The following is an 18,176-nucleotide window of genomic DNA, read 5'->3' on the forward strand; positions in this document are numbered from 1 at the left end:
TCCTATTATATCATTATTCGTCTGAAATTACAAGTGTTTTTTATTTTTCTTGGAAATACAGGCGTTTTATCTGTTTATATCTATTACCGAAAACTCAGGACGATTGAAAATTCTTGGTATGAATATCATTCTAAGCGGTCTTGCAAGTCCGCGGCTTATTATGTGGACTGTATCGCCGTAATGATACATACCTGTGGTATATTTCGGGAACAATCCCTGCTGTGGGGCGTAAAGTCCCTGATCGAGTAGCTTTGGTATCCTCCACTGACCGCCGTGAGCGTGTCCCGATAATATAAGGTCGAAATCCTTATCGGTATTGAAGCCTTCGCCGAGGTAATAGTCGATATCTTCGGGCTGATGAGCAACGAGTATATTGTAATGTTCATCGTCAAGATCATCGAAGCACTCCTGAAGCTGAGTTGAGTACTTATAGCAGACCTCAGCATTTATAGCACCGAAAAGTCGTATATCCTGTCCGTTTACAGTGATATCTGCGTGATCTTCGCCCATAAGTACGGGACATATCGTCCTAACTTCATTGTAAAAATCCTCGATATCGCTTCTCATTTCCTCGTGATTGCCCGGGGAGTAGAAGCAGGGATACTCGCTGCTGAGAGCTCTTATAAGGGTGAGGGCGTGTTCTGTACCGCCCCACATATCAATGACATCTCCGCCGAATACAACGATATCGGGAGCGGCATCGTGTACTCTTTCAATTAGAGCCGACTGATCTGTACCGCCGTAGAAGCAGTTATGCAGGTCGGAGATGAATACTATCCTCAGTCCCTTGTCAAGCTTGTCGGACTTTACCTTGTACTTTACAGTCTGCATCACATATCCCCATGCAGTAAGGATAACATAGATAACAAAGAGTATAAGCAGTATTTTGAGCTTCTTTTTAGTTTTCGGGGATAATTTCTTACCCATTATTTTCCTCTTTCTGCGATAATGTTTATCATTTCTCCCACATTCTTCATGCCTGAGACTTCGCGCATCTTGAAGCGCATACCGAATTCAGCTTCAACAGCACCGATGAGGTTGATGTGCTCAATGCTGTCCCAGTCATCAATATCGTCAGCTGTAGTTGAAGCTGTGACCGAGATAGAAGAGTCTCCGAAAACATCGCGAAAAACCTCATTAAGTCTTGGGATTATTTCATTAGTGTTCATTTTATAAGCTCCTTTTCTTTTGTTTTTATGACTTTATTTTTCTTTTTATAGTCAGTGATATCAAGATGCCATACAGCGTCTCCGTTTTCGGCTTTTTCATCAAGTGTGAAGCCGAAATCACCGTACAGCTCCGATACCATATTGTTTTTTGCGGTTTTATAGTAATAGCCGTTGAGCCTTGTGATATCCTTAGCCTTAGCCTGACTTACAAGCTCGTCAAGCATAGCAAGCTCCATATCACGTTTGAGAACACGGCAGCTCATGAGCCACAGCTCGATATCAAGAGCATTGCCGTTTATTTTTCCGATAACTACCGAAACTATGCCGTTGTCGCCGAATTTATCACTGAGCTGACCGCAGAGACAGATATGATCGCTGCTGTTGCTTAGCTGCTGTATCTCATTTTCGGTATAGCGTCTTGTAGTAAGGTTGAACTGATTGCTCTTGTTGGTGAGCTGAGTCACACGCTGAATGTAAACGGGCTCAAATCCGCTTATTACAGCGGTCATATCAAGACTAAGCAGGTAATCAGTATAGCTTCCGAACTGCTTCTGCTGAGCAGCTCTTTTGGCATTTGCAGCATACATTTCCGAGCGGTGCATATCATCGGCGGAAAGGGAAGTTATCTCGAAATATCCGCTTCTTGAAAGCATATACATAGCATCGTGAACGCTTGTTACGGGAATTGTCTGCACTGACGGCAGCTGCCCCTCAACAATGGCACATTCCGCAGGATTATCGTCAACGAACACGAAGGAGTCTATGCCAAGAGAAAGTTCGTCAGCGGACTCGGCAATATTCTGATCCTTTGGCTGCCAGTTTGCCTTTATGGACACAAAATCCTCGGGAGCAAGTATACTGCTGGGGTGCTTCAATCCGAGAAGGGCATTTTCTTCTTCGTTTTTTGAGCAAACAGCAAGAAGTACGCCGTAGTCCTTATAGCCTTTAAGAAATGACTGGAACTCGCTGAATGACTGTCCTGTGGCAGTTTCGGGACCTATTTCGATGCCTTCCTGACCGTCATCACCGATAACGCCGCCCCACAGTGTATTATCAAGGTCAAGGTCAATGACCTTTTTGTTTTTGCCGTATACCGACTTGATGATACAGGCGATGCTGTAGGCAAGGTCGGGGATTACCTCTGTGCTCATGGCATATTTATAGAGATACCAGTCATCGGCGTTATGCCACTTTGTAAGTCCGCAGACTGATGAAAGATAGTTGATATCATTTACGAAAAATCCCTTGTGTGTACGCGCCCAGTCAGACACAAAAACGTTCATGCGCTGGATAAAAGCAGCCTGACCGCAGGTGCTCCAGCCGTCGAAGCTGCCTGAGCGGCGGAACAGCGGGAGCTCGAAATTATTCTGTATAACAGGGCAGGAGAAACGCTTTTCAAGGCTTTCCCATACCTGTCTGAATATATCTTCCTGCTCATCGAGCCTTGAATGAACGGCTTCGGCAGTTTCTGAAGGACTGTCAGGGATAAGGGTAAGATTTCTTGAAGTCGTATGGATATATATGATATCGGGGGAGAAGCTGTCGAGCCCGGCATTGCCGAAAACAGCATCTTCATAGAATTTATTGTATTCAGACTGGTAAAACTCAGGTTCTATGCCTGAATTCAGCAGAAAAAGCTCAAGAGCTGAAACTATATGATCGGTAGTTGAGCCGCCGAGAACGGCGATCTTTTTCTTTATGCGGACGCTGCCGTCGCTGAGGAGCTCCTTGCGCAGACCGCGTTTTTTTCTCATTATATAGGCAGCATCAAAAGGAAAATCAAGCTCTTTCATTATGTCTCCTTATCTGATAAGATTGTTGTATATACTGTTTCTGTTCACGCCTACAGCCGAGAACGAACACATTGAGAACAGCAGGTCTGTAGCTCCAACCTGATTTATGAAATCAATGGCATTAAGCTCAAAATAGCGGATATCGCAGAGATAGATGTTCTCAAACGAGCTTGTGAGCATAGGCAGAAGAGCGTTTCCGTAGCTGTCCTTGAAAATAACGAGAGTCCTTCCGTTTTTACACTCTGTATTTACGTGGACTATCCTCTCGTCCGAGCCGAATACCATATAATAGCCCGAATTAGGCATTACTGACGGGTCAAGCAGGAGATTAGCCACAACAGGGTTCTGGAAATGTGTATCGTACTGGGTTACTGTTACAGGTACCTTTGGCTTATAGTAAACGAAGTCCTCGGGATTATTGAGGAGAGTAGCACTCTGAGTATACATATACAGTGTACCCACATAGCCTGGGAGTGTAACTGTCTCATACTCGGAAAGATCGGCAAATGGCACACCTGCTGTGAGTGCGAATTTCTCAGCAGCATAATAAGCACCCAGCGGCTGCCAGTGATGATCTGTACGGGAGTAGATAGCCTCGTCCTTATGGGCGTTAAGAGCTGAATATGCATCAACTGACATAACGTTCTGCAATGCGCCGTCAATGTTGTCGAAATCTTCCTTCTCGCTGTGAGCAAGGTCTTTATAGTTGTCAGGCAGATAGAAAGAGCTTGAAGTAGGGAGCACCATTGAATAAACGTTGACATTTCCCAGCTTTTCCTTGTAAGCATTCAGATATGAAGCGTATTCCAGCTCAGTTCCCCAGCCGCCGCCGTAAAGAGTGATACCGCGTTTGTTCACGATAAGGATATTGTTCGTGAGCTCACCCTCAGCAGGAGCAGGTTCTTCCGTAGCAGGTTCTGTTGCAGCCTGCACAGCTGTAGTTTCGGTCGTGATTTCAGGTATAAACGGCTTTGTGGTTGTAACAGCAGATATGGACTTCTTTTTCTTGGCACTGCTTCCGTAAAGCTCTGCGCCGTCATCGCTGCCGCCGTATTTTCTGCCTTTCAGCGGCATAAGGTTGTCAGCGATGAACTCCTTTATATTAGCTCTGTTATGGACTGTATCATCGAAATAATCAGCAATTCCCTCTGTATACTGACCGCTTGCATATGACTTGGCAGATAGTTTCGGGAATTTGGTGAGCATACGGTTCTCGTCATCAGCTTTTGTCTCATGCGGGAGTAGTGTCATGTATGCAAAACCGCCTGCAAGGAGAGCTCCAATAAGGATAATATTTGAGAGCGCGATAGTGTTCATAGTCTTTTTTCTGCGTTCTCTGCGGAGCTTTTTAGCCTTTACAGGTATATCTATCTCTGTATTTTCACGATCCGAAGCTGCTATTGATATAACAGGCTCGGGACGGACAGAGCTTTTTTCAGCGTCCTTGTTTTTATCTTTTTCGGACGTTGTATTCTTATTATTCTCACTCATTTGTTGTTTTCCTCTTTAAAATCTGAAATAAAGGAACGGATTTGTAGTTGCATCGACAAGCATAACACTTGTAACTATGAGCAGCAAAGCAGCAGCAATTGCAGCTGCCGAAGAAACAGTCACCTTTGTTACATAATGCTTGTCCGAAATGTTTTTGATACTGCTCAGTATCGGGAAACAGCAGATAACAGCCAATATCATAAGGTACATATTGTTCATGAGAGATATTTTATCCTGAACTGCGATAAAGCCGTTTTTGCCGAAGCCGAAGGCTGTTTTGAAGAATGTGCCGAGTTTGCCGAGCTTCTCAAAATAGAATATGCCGAATCCTACGAATATAACGAATTTGCTGTAGATATGGCGGATAACGATCGGTATCTTCTTCATATTTTTCTTGCCTATCTTCATTTCGATGAAAACAAAGATACCGTAATAAAGTCCCCATATTATGAAGTTCCAGCTTGCACCGTGCCATATACCTGTGCAGAGCCATACGAGGAAGAGTCCGCCGTACTTTCTGCGCTTGCCGAATATAGGGATATAGAGCACATAGTCGCGGAAAAATGTGCTGAGAGATATGTGCCAGCGCTGCCAGAATTCGGTAATATCCCTGCATATGAACGGGTGTTTGAAGTTTTCGTCAAAATGGAAGCCGAAAACTCTTCCGAGTCCGATAGCAATGTCGGAATATCCCGAGAAATCAAAGTATATCTGCAAGCCGTAAGCAATTACGCCGTACCATGCGCCAAGCATAGTAGAGCTTCCGATATTGCCGAGGAAGCTGTCTGCGATAATGCTGAGCTGATTTGCTAAAAGTACCTTTTTTCCGAGACCGAGTGCGACTCTGTTAAGACCGTATGAAACATCACTGAGAGTAATGGTGCGTTCTTCGATCTCTTTTTCGATAGTGCTGTATCTTACGATAGGACCTGCTACCAGCTGTGGGAACAGCGTAAGGAAAAGCAGGAAATTCTTGAAGCTTTTCTGCGGCTTTACCTTTTCCCAGTGACAGTCTATGATATATGATATGGTCTGGAAGGTATAAAAGCTTATACCTATTGGCAGTTTTATATCAGGAACGGGTATTGAGGACGAAAAAAGGGCGTTGATATTTTCCACGATAAAACCGCTGTACTTGAATACTCCGAGCATGAGGAGGTCATAGACGACAACAGCTGCTGTTGCCGCAGTATCGCCCTTTTTACCCTGATACTTCCCGATGAGCAGACCTGCTGAATAGTTGACGACAGCAGTAATGAGCATAAGGAAGATATACACGGGTTCTCCCCAAGCATAGAAAACAAGTGAGAAAATTATCAACACCGTATTTTTAGCTTTAGTTCCTCGTGCCAAAGCATAGCACAGCAGGCACAGAGGAAGAAAAATATATATAAAGAATAATCTCGAAAAAACCATTGTTCTACCGCCTTGTTGCAAATAATCTTTTTATATCTGTCTGTAGTGATACCGCGTAAAAGCAGGCGGAGCAATGTAAAGTAATAAAAGTATTATCAAAGTTGAAAACTTGTACAGACCATTGCAAGCCTGCACAGAATATTATACAACAAAAGCAGTGGAAATGCAAGCGAAAAAGGGGACGATTTTCAAAATTCGGCAGCTTTTTTTAAAAATCGTATCAAACTACAAAAAAGCTCATTTTTTATGCGGCGTTTTTGACAGATAAAAATCCCCCTTTCTAATTACGGGAAAGGGGGATAAGAGCTGTGATTATGTGGTCAGTCGAAATCAATAGTTGCTGCGTATTTCCATTCTTTTCTATAATCCTCGTATTTATCATCCCATTCATCAACCTGAAATTCTATTATTGCAAATGAATCAGCCCATACTATCCTGACATTGTCGCCGAATTTATAAGCAGGGAACATGCCGTCAGTTGTTAGAATATAGTCACAGTTGAATTTATCAAGGTCGTAATAGTCATAATATTCGCCATAATACTTGTATGATCCATCATTATTTATATTGAAAAACATATAAGTGCAGCTGTCGTCCATAAAATCATCTTCTACTGCGGTAATATATATGTGATGCTTACCGTCAGGAGAATCAAATGCGTGTGCACGGTACTCAGGAACGAATAATTCAAAATCCCATACAAGACCTATACCGTTTGACTGGTCATATATACTCTTCGGAACGGTTGTACGGAAAAGAATTACCTTATCGGTTTTGGGATAAAGCATAGGGTGTGTATTATACTCCTGATATGTTATGAGCGTGTAAATATTTGAGTTTTTCAGGGTTTCAATATCAACATTTAATAATTCGGCTGCTTGTTCATATTTTGATTCTTCGGTAACTTCAAAAACCTCTGCAAATTTTCCAACCATAAAAGATGCTTCAGGGTATCTGAAATGTATGCCATTGCCGTATTCCTGGACAAGTGTGCCAAAGACAACATCACTGTCCTTAAAGAAATCGTCATCGTAGATATCAAGATATTGCTGTATTTCTTCCTCACTTGTCCCTATGCCAGAAAGATAAGAAGTTATATCCTCGGGCGACCTTATAAAGGCAGCAACATTGCTCGCTTTATTTGCTGAGGATAAAATATCGGCATCACTTACGATTTTAAAGGCTTTTTCGGGTGATATTACAAGCTTTCTGAGCTCGATAATGTCAAAAATATCGGTGGAAAGGTCGAAATTCAGATCGGAATACCCAAGCTCGTCGTAATAATACCTTCCATCAGCGTCAGATCTGTTTCCGTGCATAATATGAGCCATGATAACAAGGTCGCCTACACTTATTTCTCCATCTTCTTTAAGGTCGCCGACAATTCGGGTATTTGTTTTATGCGTGATAAGATCATCTGAAAAATCAAGTGAACCGTCAGCAAAAGCGGTTAAGGAAGATGCGGAAAAAACAGTCAGTACTGAGGTGATAATAGAAATGAATTTTTTCATATGCGATACCTCCTTTTAGGACAGGAAGATGTGAATATTACTCCTTATATCATCAGTTACTTATAGAAATATATGCGTTTGTATTGACAGACAATGAAACTTTCTTTAATTGAGCAATAAAAAATGCTTCCCGAAAAGGGAAGCATTTGAAAGTTTAAGTTCAGTTTGCCTGATAATCATGGAAATTTGTTTCACTGCTGCCTTTTGCAGGAACAGTGTCTTTTTCAACGATAGACTTGAGTCCCATAGCAAGACCTGCAAGGCCCTGTATCTCACTTGGGATAATGATCTTTGTAGCCTTACCGTCAGCAGCCTTTGCGAAGGATTCAAGAGACTTGAGCTGGATAACTCTCTCATTAGGATTAGCCTGATTGAGTTTTACGATACTCTCGGCAAGTGCCTGCTGTACCATTTCGATAGCCTTTGATTCACCGGTAGCTTCAAGTATCTTCTGCTCTCTTACAGCGTCAGCCTTGAGGATCATAGCCTGCTTCTGAGCTTCTGCTTCGAGGATCTGAGACTCTTTCTTAGCCTGTGCGCGGAGGATCTGAGATTCCTTTTCACCTTCTGCAACAAGGATCTGAGACTTCTTGTCACCTTCAGCCTGAAGAATCTTTTCACGACGCTCTCGCTCAGCCTTCATCTGCTTTTCCATAGCGTCCTGTATCTCACGAGGAGGAAGGATATTCTTGAGCTCGACACGGTTTACCTTGATACCCCAGCGGTCTGTAGCCATATCGAGGATAGCAGTGATCTTTGAGTTGATTACGTCTCTTGAAGTAAGAGTAGCATCAAGTTCCATTTCACCAATGATGTTACGGAGTGTTGTAGCTGAAAGGTTCTCGATAGCTGCGAGAGGTCTTTCAACACCGTAGATGTACTGCTTAGCGTCAGTTACCTGATAGAACACAACGGTATCTATCTGCATGGTAACATTATCTTTTGTGATAACAGGCTGCGGCTTGAAGTCAACGACTTTTTCTTTTAATGATACCTTACCTGCGATCCTGTCGATGAAAGGAACGAGAATGTGAAGACCTGTATCCCATTCAGCATGGAAGGAACCGAGACGCTCGATAACGAATACGTGAGCCTGCGGAACTATCCTGAATGATCTTACGATAACGAATAACAGGAAAACAATAACTAACAATACAATGATCTTGAATGGATCCATTTTAAATACCTCCAAAAAACAATAGTGGATTTAGTTTGTTACTTTTCTGGTGCGACGAGTAATCTTGCGCCCATAACTTGTTTTACGACAACGATCGTACCCTCAGGTATGATTTCGTTTTCGTTTTCAGGAACGGCACTCCAACTTACCCCATTTAAAGTGACTCGTCCTGTACCTTTATCGCTGTTTATAACTTCAATAACGGTTGCGTGTCTGCCTATATCAAGATCGGCATTAGTGGCAACGAAGTCGTTTTTCTTTCGGCGATTTCTAAGAAACGGTATGCTCAACAGCAGGAAGATCGAAGAAGAAATGATGAATATTCCCAACTGCTCGATAGCGTTAAGCTTATAGAAATAGCTGAACAGCATTGTGACCATAGAACCCGCAGCGAACCAGATCGAAACGAGTTGGACGGTGATAACTTCGGCAACTACGAAAGCTACAACAGCACAAGCCCAAAACAGAACACCCATAACGAGGCCCCCTTTCACAAAAAATATTTGTAGTAATCCCTACAGGAAATATTATATCACAAAAGTGTGAACTTTTCAAGTATAAGTGCCGTTTTTTGAACAAATATTTTTGTTCGGAGAGTATTATTTTTACATCTTTTTAATCTCTGTAAACGCCATGATATAAGGAGCTATGCCCTTTGCATCATTTTCGGTTATCTTTTCGCTGAGGTAGTATTCTGCTGAACCGTCACGTTCGTTTTCACCGCCGAGACCGCCAACGAGACAAATATTTCCGAGGACGGGTATCTCCGACTCTGTGTTAATGAATTTTTCGGTAATGGTATTGAAGGCTTTCAGACCTATCTGACGGATATCGTCTCCGCATACACCGAGCCTTGCAGCTTTCAGAGCAGCATAAGCCACAAGGAGAGTACCGCTTGTTTCGGGATAATTGCCTTCAAGCTCAGGCTTCAGCGGAAGCTGATAAAGCATACCGTCATCACGGCAGTATTTTGTGATATCGCCCAGCATTTCCGCAAGCTGTCTGCCTATTCTCGGATCTGTCAGTATCTCAAAAGTATCAGCCAGCGCGGCGCACAGCCAGCCGTTTGAGCGCAGCCAGAATTCGGGTGAAAGTCCTGTGATCTTGTCAGCCCATATCATAGTTTTGGTGTCATCATAACCGTGATAGTACAGGCCTGTTTTCGGATCGCGGGATATTCGTTTGATGTCGCAGAGCTGTCTTTCTGCATCATCAATAACACCGCGTAGATCGTGGAGCTTTCCGTACTCTGCCATAAAAGGCAGAGCCATGTAAGTTCCGTCAAGCCAAATCTGATCAGGATATACAGCCTTATGCCAGAAGCTTCCGCAGCTGAGACGTGGCTGACGAAGCACCTGTTCATTCCAGAGCTTTTCAAAACCGAGACGGTAATGCTCCGCACCTGTGAGCTTCCAGAGGTCGATAAGATTTCTTCCGCCGTTGAGATTATCGAGATTGTAATCTGCGTAGTTTATTGTAGGGATATTGCCGTCCTTATTCACATAGGTATCCGTGAATTTGACGGAATATCCCAGCAGTCTTTCATCTCCACTGAGATCGTACAGCATGAGAAGAGCGGTTATCATGCAGTTGTCGATGTAGTTCCATTTGGGAACTTTGCCGTAAACGGAGCTTTCAACGTTCCAAAGCGGAGAAAGCGGCTCAGAGGTCAATATGAGTTTTTCGATATAATTGTTTATGATAGTATCAGGTCTTGTCATCCCGAGAGTCCTCCTGCGGTGATACCGCTGATAAATTTTTTCTGCGCAAGAGCAAATACTGCAACAGAAGGTATAAGACCTATCACTGACATAGCGATTATTTTTTTCTGTTCATATCCCTGTCCCGTGCTGTCAACGGATAGTCTCAGAGCAAGGGAGAGGGGATATTTTTCAACAGACTGTATCATTATGAGAGGTGAGAGGAAATCGTTCATTGTCCAGAGAAATGTAAAGACAGCAATTGAAACAACAGCAGGTCTTATGCATGGCATGAGCACAAAGAACAATGTTTTTAAAGTGCCGCAGCCGTCTATACGGGCAGCCTCATCGAACTCCTTCGGTACTCTTTTCATGAACTGTATAAGTATGAATACAAACATACCTTCACAGGCGAAAAGAGAGGGGAGAGTAAGAGGTATATATGTATCGAGGAGACCGAGCTTGCTCCACATATAATACTGCGGCATTATCGTAACGATAGACGGCATCAGCATACCGCATATAAGTAGCGCGAAGAAGAATTTCTTCAGCGGAAAATCAAATCTTGCAAAGCCGTAAGCCACAAGCACTGAGGAGAGCACGGCAAATACGGTCTTTGGTATGATTATCAGAAAAGTATTGATGAAATAGTGTCCCATAGTGTATGGGGTAACAGTTTCCCATGCCTTTTTGTACACATCTGTGTCAAAGCTTTTGGGCATGAACCATATAGTGGTGAATATCTCATCGTTTGATTTGAACGACGCACCGAACAGCCACAGAAGCGGATACAGCATAATGATACTTATAAAAGCAAGTACAAGATAAAGAAGGATTTTTTTCATAGTTAGTCCCTCCTCAGTCTGCTGGTAAACTTGTACATCAGCATAACGATAATGCCGATGATAACGAAAAGCAGCCATGAAACAGCATTTGCAGTTCCGTCGTCGCCGTACCTGAACATCTCATCATAAATGTACATACCGATAGTTCTGGTACTTCCCAGTGGACCGCCGCCTGTTATCATGTATGGTGCGTTGAATTCCTGCATCGCAGCAATTGTTTGCAGTACAAGGTTTATGAATATGATGTTTTTGAGCTGTGGGAGAGTAATGTAGAAAAATGCCTTTATCCTGCCGCAGCCGTCTACCTTTGCAGCATAGTACAGTTCTTTGGGGATATCGCGGAGAGCAGCAAGGAATATGACCATAGTCGAGCCGAATTCCCATACTCTCAGCAGCACTATTATAAACAGCGCGGCATTTGTATCTCCGTACCAGCCGACGGGAGCTATGCCTGCTGCACTGAGCAGCTGATTTACCAGTCCGTCCGAGGTGAAAAGGTATTGCCACATTATTATGACCGCAAGGTTAGAGCCTAATATAGAAGGTATGTAGAAAGCTGTGCGGAATAATCCGATACCTTTCAGTTCGCAGTTGAGCAGTAGAGCCGCAAGGAGCGATACTACAAGTTTAAGCGGTACAAGTACAGCAGTATATTTAAGAGTTACCATTGAAGCCTGACGAATATTCCTGTCAGACAGTATGTTTTTGTAGTTATTGAAACTCAGGCAGCCGCTGTTATCGGTAAGTCCCACAACAAAGGAACATACAAAAGGATATACGATAAAAAGTATCGCACCGATAATGAACGGAAGTATCAATACAAGACCTGTGAATTTGCTTACGCCCACAGAGTTTCGGTAAATTCGGGATTTCATTTTCTTATCTTCTCCAGATAATTATTCACTGAGTCGAACATCTGCTGTGCCGCACTGTCAATATCGGCAGTCCCGTAGGATACGGATTCTATAGCTTGGTTATAGAATTCCTTCATGCGCGAGAGCTCCATGTAAGGGCTTATCGTGACAGTATCGGCATTGCGGAGGATATCATCGCTTTCCTTTGAGAGCCCTTTCAGCTCACCGCTGTTTTTCAAAGCGGCTTCTGCCTTGTGTGACGCAGGTATACCGCGTGTAGTGCCGAGTATTTCCGCACATTCTTCGTCATTGAGCAGGAAATTGATGAAAGCAGCCGCTTCATCGGGATGTTCTGTGTTTTTAGATACAGCATACAGCAGCGACGGCTTTATCATCCAGCCGTCAGAGCAGCCGTTCTCATCGGTAAGCAGCGGACCTGCTTCAAGAACACCCTCCGCCAGTACCGATTCATATTTTCCAACTGCGCTGCCCCATTCGAGAACACCCGCAACTCTTCCGCCTATGAACTCAGGCGACTGATACAGCGCGGCATTACCGTCCTCGTCAGTGCGTGTCCTTACAGTACGTATGACATGGCTTTCCTCCAGCTGCTTATAGAAGCTGAGTGCAGTTTTTATGTCCTCGACGGTAAAGCCGAGCCTGCCGTCAAGGGTAATGAACTGTCTGCCTGTCTGCTGCTGAACATAAACCACCGCCAGATACCATGCAGTGCCTCCCGACTGTATATCAAGGTCAAGAGGATAAAGCCCGTCTGCACCGAAGCTGTTGCCGAGAGCCATAAGTTCGTTCCATGTTTCTGGGTAATCAGCCCCCATTTTGCTGAAAACCTCGGAATTATAGAAAAGACTTCTTCCGCTTACCGATACCGTAACAGCGTTGAGCTTTCCGCTGACTCTGCCGAAAGATAGCACCTCTTCATCGAACTGAGAGAGATCAAGCTGTGAACTCAGTTCATCGAGGTCGTAAAATCCGTTCCCGTCAGGGGACATGGAAATGAGCCAGTCGTAGTTTATCTGCATGATATCGGGTTCAGTGCCACCCTTTACCTGTGAAGTGACCTTTTCCGACCAGCCGTCCCAGCCTCCGTATTCGGGAGTTATGGTGATATCGGGGTGCTTCTTGTTCCACAGTTCAATGGCTTTTAAAGTAGCTTCGTGTCTGTCGTCACCGCCCCACCATGAAAAGCGCAGGCTGCACTTATCAAGTTTCCCATCGGGCTTAGTGACTTTGTGTACCGTTTTTGCCGAGCAGGCAGAGAGCGACATTGCGCAGCATACAGCTGCGATCTTTAAAAATATTTTTTTCATACTCTCAGATCCCGAATAAATGATATTACAGTAATTATACATCATTTACGCTTAAAAATCAATAGAAAAATAGTGAATTCAGACAAAATAAACAGGGGGGAGTATTATCAGCCCATGTAAATAAAAAAGCCCTTAGTCGTTAGCAATTGTGTCGCCTTCGGCTAAGGGCTAATGGCTAAAGGCTGTATTATATACTGCTTTTTATCCGTTTGATAGCACTTTTTTCAAGCCGTGAGACCTGCGCCTGAGATATACCTATCTCACTTGCAACTTCCACCTGAGTTTTTCCGCGGAAAAATCTGAGATAAAGGATATTTTTCTCGCGTTCCCCAAGATCCTTTATGGCATCGCGGATAGTGAGCTCGTCCATACAGCTTTCAACGTCGTTAAGGTCACTTATCTGATCCATAATGTAGAGATTATCCTCAGAGTCTGAGTAAACTGGCTCATACAGCGACACAGGATCGCTTATACTTTCAAGAGCGATAACTACATCTGCACGTTTGACGCCTACCTCCTTTGATATCTCATCAATATTCGGCTCACGCTGTAGAGAATTCGTTAGTTTTTCCTTGGCTTGTATAGCCTTATATGCCAGATCGCGGAGTGAACGGCTTATCTTGACATGGCTGCTGTCTCTGAGGTAACGTCTAAGCTCACCGCTTATCATCGGAACACAGTAGGTGGAAAAACGCACTTCCTTCGTGAGATCGAAGTTGTTTATAGCTTTTATGAGCCCGATAACACCTATCTGGAACAGATCGTCGATATCCTCGCCTCGTCCCGTAAAGTGCTGTATAACACTTAGAACAAGGCGCAGATTGCCTTTTATGAGCTTATCCTTTGCAGCCTTGCTGCCGCTGGCGCGTATTTCCTTGAGCAGTGCTATCTTTTCATCTTCTTTCAGTACGGTAAGCTCCGAGGTATTTATCCCTGCGATAACGACTTTATTGTATGCCATTGAAAATATCCTCCGTAAAAATGGTTACGAGGATATTATTGCCTTATTGCATTATTGTAATCACAGGTAAAAAATGGCATGGAAAAAGGAGCAGCTTTGCTGCTCCTTCAAATAACTATTTCGGGTATGCGGAACGGATATTTCTGATTAAACGAGCGTATGCTTACAGCATTGAAATCAAAGACAGCATTTCTGTCGCTGAGTTTTTCCTTGCTTGGCATAGCGATCAGAAGATCGGCTATGTCCTGAGCTATCCAGTAGTGCTGAGCTACGAGGATATCTCTCAGCAGTTTTATTGTAGTAACGACAAATGCTGTAGCACAGTTTGGAACATTATCGTATATCCAGACTTTTTTCAAAAGCTTTGAGGATATTGCTGAAATGGCAGTCGCTTCTGACATACTGCCGTTGATTATGCCATATAAAGCTTCTGCGCAGCACAGACTGTCAGGGGTTTTGCTGTTGTCCTTGATAAATCGAGCAGTTTCTTTAATTAATACTATCATAGTTACTCCTTGACATATTCGATAAGCTTGCCGAGACAGAGCTCAAAGCAGCTTCCGTACCATGTTTCCTCCATATGCGGGATAGTAGCTTCTATGCAGTCGAGAGTGAACTTTACAGCGATATCGAGGCATTGCTGCATATCCTTGCCGAGTGCGCAGGCACCCGAAAAAACGCTTGAAAAGATATCACCCGTACCGTGGAAGCGTGAGTTTATATTCTTGCCGAATGAGAAGTAGAATTTATCGTTTACCGAATCATAGGCAGCTGCGCCCTGTAGCTTGTCATCGAAGTGTACTCCCGTAATGATAGGAGTTTTGCAGCCAAGCTCTGAGAGCTTTATGAGAACATTTTTTATATAGTCCTCATCGTAGTCCTCAGTGTAAGGTATATCGAGGAGGAAAGCCACCTCTGTCATATTTGGGAGAATGAAATCAGCCTTTGAGCAGAGCCTGCGCATTTCCGCAACGAAAGAGGGCGTAAAGCCTGCATAGAGCTTGCCTGCATCACCGAGAACGGGATCAACGATGATAAAATTGTTGTCAGTGCCGAAGTCATCAAAGAAGTCCGATACTATCTGCACCTGTTCCTGCGAACCGAGATAGCCTGTGTACAGTGCATCGAACTTTAAATCCATGCTTTTCCAGTGAGCAGCTATAGCAGGGATATCGCTTGTAAGGTCGCGGAATGTGTAATCCTTGAAGCCTTCGCCCGTATGAGTTGACAGTACAGCTGTAGGGATAACGGCTGTCTCGATACCCATAGCAGAAATTATAGGCAGAGCCACTGTCAGGGAGCATTTTCCGAAGCAGGAAATGTCCTGTATAGAAACGATCTTTTTCATGTTCATCATTCTTTCAGTATGTATTCATCAATTTTTGATTATACCCCAAATAAATGCCTTTGTCAATATGTGGAAAAGAAAAAGCTGCCGTTTTCACAGCAGCTTTTTCATGTTTTACTCTACGAACCAAGGTTTTTCAGAGTTGAGTGCCATTAGAAGGTCAAATTCGGTCTTATAATCGCCGTTTGGATTAATAGTATTAAGTATATCTGTACTAAGAGACATATCGGCATTATGCAGGAAAGCACTTATAAGCGGTCTGCCGTAGCCCGGTACTAAAGTCAGGTATACGACATTTTCTTTTGATACTCTGTAGGTTGCTCCGTTTATGACTCTGAATTTCATAACATCGCTTTTATTCGAGATAAATGTCCTGTTGAGATACGGACTGAAATCCGAAGGATCAAGATCCTCTCCCTTTTCGTTATGCAGACGTACAACATCATCAAGGGTTATAGTACCTGCTGTGGGAGCTGCTATTATCGCTTCAGTCAATGTCCAGTCATTTACCAAGTCGAGCACTTGCTGATACTGTGTTACGTGGATATCAACGCTGTTGTGACCAACGTTGTCAACGAGGCTGCATACAGCGATACTGCCGTCATAGTTGGCAGATATATTCAGATACCAGTTGTCACGGTCGGAGATTTTAAATTTCATATGCGAGTTGTCATAATAATTTGAATAAGAGCAGTATTTGCGGAAATCCTCCATTTTCAGATAATTACTGTTTTTCGCTATATTCAATACCTCTTCAGTTGTAATAACACCTGCATATTCGGGCTTTTCTACAGTTGGCTGCTTAGTTACAGCCTTTTCTGTGTACAATTCCTCTGTTTTTGCTGTATTTCCGTATATATCACCGTCAGTACAGGTGATGTGGGTTATGGTCTTGCCCTCAGGACAAACCATAACTATGTCATTTCTGCTTCCGCTGACCCAGTATTCAATGAGGTTAACGCCGCTGCCGCCGTTTACATCATAGTATGGCTGAACGGTTCTTATCTTCCTGTATATCTCATCGAAATTTGAGCTTTCAGCAATGAACTGCTTTACCTGCGCAAGTGTGACACGGGGCGAATCTGCACTTATCTCGCCGCTGAGTATAGCTCTTTCGCGCACCATTAAACAAGCCCAGTGCTTGTCTTCCCATTCTTCTATCTCTGCAAGAGTCATGCTTTTAGTCTTTACAGCAGAAGTAACGCTTGTTTTTGCAGCAGTTGCGGTTTTGGCGGTAGTTTTGTTAGTGCGCTTAGTTGAAGCATTTGCCTTTGTGGTATTTGTCTTTGCTGCATCTGTAGTTTTAGCGTTTCCTGCCATTTTTACGGTAATATCTGCTTTTGTGCTTGTTGTCTGCACCTTTTTTGTGCCCGTATCCTCAGATTTTTCCTCATTTACCGCTGTAGTTTCGGTCGTGTCCGCATCTTCGGCAGTTACGGTATCAGTTCCTGTTACCGTAGTAGCAGTAGCCACAACCACAGGCTCTTCCACATAAGGCTTAGGCGAAGGAGCGTTCATTTTAAGCAGTCCGAACACTGCGCCGCCTACCACGAACATACAGGCTGCAACTATTAGAATAGGACGAAGTACAGGGGAGCGGCTGACACGCTCGGCAACGAATGTCTCGCTGTTTTCGGGCGACAGGTTCATTTTCTCCAGACTTTTAGCGTAAATGCGCTGTGCTGTCTTTTTATCAGCGGCAGTATAGTTGTCGGCTATGTTTTCGATAGTTTTATCTCCTGCTCTGTGCAGAATATCAGAGATATTCTTTTTCATAGGTTTACCTCCTTTACAAAGTTATATCAAGGTCCGCAAGAAGAGATTTCAGCTTTTTCAGAGCACGTCTCAGCCTGCTTCTCACGGTTATGGGGTTCATTCCGAGAATTTTTGCGGTCTCGGAGGAATTATGTTCATAGAAAAACTTATGTATTATAATAGAAGCATCAGGCTCACCGAGGGAGCTTATCCGTGCGAGGAGCATCTCTGACAGCTCGGCATTTTCAGTTTGAGCTTCTATATTGTCAGCGGAGGGGAGAGATGAGCTTAAATCATCTTCCAGCGGGACATTTTTCGATGTATGAGAAACAAGCGAGCGTTTAATGTCTATTGCCCGTCTTTTTGCAGAAGTACCGATATAGGCTTTCAGCGATCCTTCATGCATCAAATTATAATTCATAGCCACATCGCTGATAACGTCCGAGGTGCAGTCCTCAATATCACTCTGAGAGCCAACGCCGCGCAGAACGCTGAAAACAATGGTGTAGCAGTAGCTCCAGTATTCGTCAAACAGAGCCCTGAAGCCTTCTTCGGCTGACTGCCTGAGCTTCGCTTTTATCTCGTTATCGGTCATATATCCCACCTCCTCACATGAAAGCATTTTGCCGTATACGTTTGCTTTCATTATACACATACGGAAGAGGAATGTAAAGTGGTGCACTAAAAAATGATTTTTATAAAATTATTGATAAGCGGAATATGCAATAAAATAAAGGGAATAAATATTTTGGTAAAAATTTACTTTTAATGTTGCTTTATTAATAAATTTGTGTTATAATTGTAGAAAAACTCAATAAGGAGTGAGAT

Annotated in this window: 17 protein-coding genes; all 17 read right to left on the reverse strand. The window is 43.5% G+C overall.

All coding sequences use genetic code 11. From position 1 onward, the window contains the following. Positions 1–66: 66 nt before the first annotated feature. Positions 67–927, reverse strand: coding sequence for a metallophosphoesterase (locus BLW60_RS14355; protein WP_081348283.1), 861 nt, complete (start codon positions 925–927; stop codon positions 67–69). Further along, on the reverse strand, positions 927–1,169 hold the full coding sequence (locus BLW60_RS14360; protein ID WP_072949349.1) for an acyl carrier protein: 243 nt from the start codon (positions 1,167–1,169) through the stop codon (positions 927–929). Before BLW60_RS14360 ends, BLW60_RS14355 begins: the two co-directional genes overlap by 1 nt. Next, positions 1,166–2,962 (reverse strand): HAD-IIIC family phosphatase, encoded by a 1,797-nt coding sequence (locus BLW60_RS14365; RefSeq protein ID WP_074718580.1) that lies wholly within the window; start codon positions 2,960–2,962, stop codon positions 1,166–1,168. The genes BLW60_RS14360 and BLW60_RS14365 overlap by 4 nt, the downstream gene beginning before the upstream one ends. A 9-nt stretch (positions 2,963–2,971) precedes the next feature. Next, the gene (locus BLW60_RS14370; protein ID WP_074718582.1) at positions 2,972–4,453 is read right to left on the reverse strand and encodes a DHHW family protein; all 1,482 of its coding nucleotides are present in this window, start codon (positions 4,451–4,453) and stop codon (positions 2,972–2,974) included. A 15-nt stretch (positions 4,454–4,468) separates the two neighbouring features. After that, the gene (locus BLW60_RS14375) at positions 4,469–5,806 is read right to left on the reverse strand and encodes an MBOAT family O-acyltransferase (RefSeq protein ID WP_278289925.1); all 1,338 of its coding nucleotides are present in this window, start codon (positions 5,804–5,806) and stop codon (positions 4,469–4,471) included. Positions 5,807–6,189: 383 nt separating this feature from the next. Then, a complete protein-coding gene (locus tag BLW60_RS14380) occupies positions 6,190–7,380 on the reverse strand; it encodes a hypothetical protein (RefSeq protein ID WP_074718586.1) in 1,191 nt (396 codons plus the stop codon). Between the two features lie 160 nt (positions 7,381–7,540). Continuing rightward, on the reverse strand, positions 7,541–8,557 hold the full coding sequence (locus BLW60_RS14385; protein ID WP_074718588.1) for an SPFH domain-containing protein: 1,017 nt from the start codon (positions 8,555–8,557) through the stop codon (positions 7,541–7,543). A 38-nt stretch (positions 8,558–8,595) separates the two neighbouring features. Further along, complete coding sequence (locus tag BLW60_RS14390) at positions 8,596–9,033, reverse strand: NfeD family protein (protein ID WP_074718590.1); 438 nt, start codon at positions 9,031–9,033, stop codon at positions 8,596–8,598. A gap of 129 nt (positions 9,034–9,162) precedes the next feature. Next, positions 9,163–10,278, reverse strand: coding sequence for a glycoside hydrolase family 88/105 protein (locus tag BLW60_RS14395; RefSeq protein WP_074718592.1), 1,116 nt, complete (start codon positions 10,276–10,278; stop codon positions 9,163–9,165). Next, positions 10,275–11,102, reverse strand: coding sequence for a carbohydrate ABC transporter permease (locus BLW60_RS14400; protein ID WP_081348284.1), 828 nt, complete (start codon positions 11,100–11,102; stop codon positions 10,275–10,277). Before BLW60_RS14400 ends, BLW60_RS14395 begins: the two co-directional genes overlap by 4 nt. Positions 11,103–11,104: 2 nt before the next feature. Beyond that, positions 11,105–11,977, reverse strand: a complete 873-nt coding sequence (locus BLW60_RS14405) for a carbohydrate ABC transporter permease (protein WP_074718596.1) — start codon at positions 11,975–11,977, stop codon at positions 11,105–11,107. Continuing rightward, positions 11,974–13,284, reverse strand: coding sequence for an ABC transporter substrate-binding protein (locus BLW60_RS14410; RefSeq protein WP_074718598.1), 1,311 nt, complete (start codon positions 13,282–13,284; stop codon positions 11,974–11,976). Before BLW60_RS14410 ends, BLW60_RS14405 begins: the two co-directional genes overlap by 4 nt. Before the next feature lie 187 nt (positions 13,285–13,471). Continuing rightward, positions 13,472–14,245 (reverse strand): SigB/SigF/SigG family RNA polymerase sigma factor, encoded by a 774-nt coding sequence (locus BLW60_RS14415; RefSeq protein WP_074718600.1) that lies wholly within the window; start codon positions 14,243–14,245, stop codon positions 13,472–13,474. 107 nt (positions 14,246–14,352) lie between these two features. Then, positions 14,353–14,751 carry a hypothetical protein gene (locus tag BLW60_RS14420; RefSeq protein WP_074718602.1) on the reverse strand — a complete coding sequence of 133 codons (399 nt, stop codon included), beginning with the start codon at positions 14,749–14,751 and terminating at the stop codon, positions 14,353–14,355. A 2-nt stretch (positions 14,752–14,753) separates the two neighbouring features. Beyond that, positions 14,754–15,602, reverse strand: a complete 849-nt coding sequence (locus BLW60_RS14425) for a pyridoxamine kinase (protein ID WP_074718604.1) — start codon at positions 15,600–15,602, stop codon at positions 14,754–14,756. Positions 15,603–15,707: 105 nt separating this feature from the next. Beyond that, entirely contained in the window at positions 15,708–17,369 is a 1,662-nt protein-coding gene (locus BLW60_RS14430; protein WP_074718606.1) for a hypothetical protein, read from the reverse strand. Positions 17,370–17,382: 13 nt separating this feature from the next. After that, positions 17,383–17,994, reverse strand: a complete 612-nt coding sequence (locus BLW60_RS14435) for an RNA polymerase sigma factor (RefSeq protein ID WP_242872890.1) — start codon at positions 17,992–17,994, stop codon at positions 17,383–17,385. Positions 17,995–18,176: the final 182 nt, after the last annotated feature.

Source organism: Ruminococcus flavefaciens (assembly GCF_900108555.1).
In the GTDB taxonomy this organism is placed as follows: Bacteria; Bacillota; Clostridia; order Oscillospirales; family Ruminococcaceae; genus Ruminococcus; species Ruminococcus flavefaciens_P.